The 1,628-nt window shown below is 63.5% G+C and carries 2 protein-coding genes and 1 tRNA gene; 2 read left to right on the forward strand and 1 reads right to left on the reverse strand.

Going from position 1 to position 1,628, the window contains the following annotated elements; genetic code table 11:
* On the forward strand, positions 1-471 hold a 471-nt coding region (locus tag A3764_RS15720), incomplete at its 5' end, for an alanyl-tRNA editing protein (RefSeq protein WP_150122226.1).
* Between the two features lie 47 nt (positions 472-518).
* Positions 519-608, forward strand: a tRNA-Ser gene (locus A3764_RS15725).
* A 113-nt stretch (positions 609-721) separates the two neighbouring features.
* Here the strand turns inward: A3764_RS15725 and A3764_RS15730 are convergent.
* The coding region (locus tag A3764_RS15730; protein WP_236628216.1) for a hypothetical protein at positions 722-1,628 on the reverse strand (907 nt) is incomplete at its 5' end.

Consider the following 1,628-nt stretch of genomic DNA (forward strand, 5'->3'; position numbering starts at 1 on the left):
GCCCATGTGGTGCAGACGCTGGACTGGGATCGCAGGCACCGGATGATGCGGGTGCATACCGCGCTGCATCTGCTCTCCGTGGTGCTGCCCTTCGGCGTGACGGGCGGCCAGATTTCCGGCACCTACGGGCGGCTCGATTTCGATATGCCGGGACCCCCTGAGGATGTGGCGGCGATCGAGGCGATGCTGAACGATCATGTCTCTGCGGACATGCGGGTGAACGAGGATTGGATCACCGCGGCGGATCTGGAAGCACGGCCCGAGCTGGTCAAGACCATGGCCGTCAAACCGCCCCGTGGACAGGACGCCATCCGCCTTGTCCGCATCGGCGAAGGCAACTCCCCCGTGGACCTTCAACCCTGCGGCGGAACCCATGTGGCGCGCACCGGTGAAATCGGTTCCTTGCGCCTGGGGCGCATCGAAAACCGGGGCCGGATGAACCGACGTGTATATCTGCATCTGGATGCCTGATTACCGCTTGCGCTCGGGTGCGGCCTCACGCTAAACCGCCCCCCAACGGAGCGGTGGCCGAGTGGTCGAAGGCGCACGCCTGGAAAGTGTGTAGGCGGGAGACCGTCTCCAGGGTTCGAATCCCTGTCGCTCCGCCAGAAACTTTTCCTGTATATTTCCGACCCGGCCCCGGTCGACCCATACCCTTGTTGCCGCGACAAAAGCGACCGGCGAGGCCCCAGGCCCCGCCGAAAATTGCCATTGCCGGGGGTTATTCGCCCGCGCGCTCGGCGTTCACTTCAAGGTCTTCGAACATCACGTGCCAGAAGGGCAGTTCCTTGCCCTCGGGCAGGTTGAACCCGGTCTTGACCGGCTTGTTCTCCAACCCGCCGCCATCAGCAGGGACTACAGGCGGAACCATGATGTGGAAATACCGCTTGCTGGGATCGACGTTCTCATCGAAGACCAGATCGTAGTTCTCCGTCCGTGCGTATTCCGTCAGCATGCCGTGCATCGGGCGGGGGCTGTCGATGACCTCACCGTTCTTCATGATTTCACCCATACCCCAGAAACCGACTTCGGCGAACAACGTTGGGAAGAGCGGCGTGCCCACCCTGGTAAAACCGTGCAGCATGTGGTTCGTCACGACACCACCGAAGGTGGGGTGCTGGCCACCCACGGACTCGAGCTTTTCGCAGCATTGAACCGAATAGGTATTGCCTTCGTCGTCCTCCCAGCTTGCAACCATCTGGACGCGGTCCTCACTGCTTGCGGCGTCGGTGGCGGTGACGTCGGTCGCATCCAGTTGCAGCCGGGCATTCTTGAAGGTTTGGTGTTTGTCACCGAAGGGGGTCGGTTCCTTCGTGGCGGAAAATGCGCCGTCCTTTTCGGCGCGCATCCCTAGCGGAAGGCCTTCGATCATGGGAAAGCCACCGGTCGCGAGGGGGTGTTCCGGCGTGCCGAAGACGACCTCGTCCAACTCACGGGGGGCGGGGAGCGCTGCATGTGCGGTGCCACCCTCCTGCGAAACGCTGGTAAGGATCGGGCCGCCAAGGAGCTTGATGGGGGCCTGCACGTCGCGGTGCGCCTCGAGGTATCCGCGCGCCGGGCTCATCGCGCCGGGGTCCTCATTCTGCTGCGCAGACAAGGTAGTCGCGCCGAGAAGGGCCGCCGCACCG

Origin of the sequence: Sulfitobacter sp. HI0129, from assembly GCF_001635395.1 — a bacterium.
Classification (GTDB): domain Bacteria; phylum Pseudomonadota; class Alphaproteobacteria; order Rhodobacterales; family Rhodobacteraceae; genus Sulfitobacter.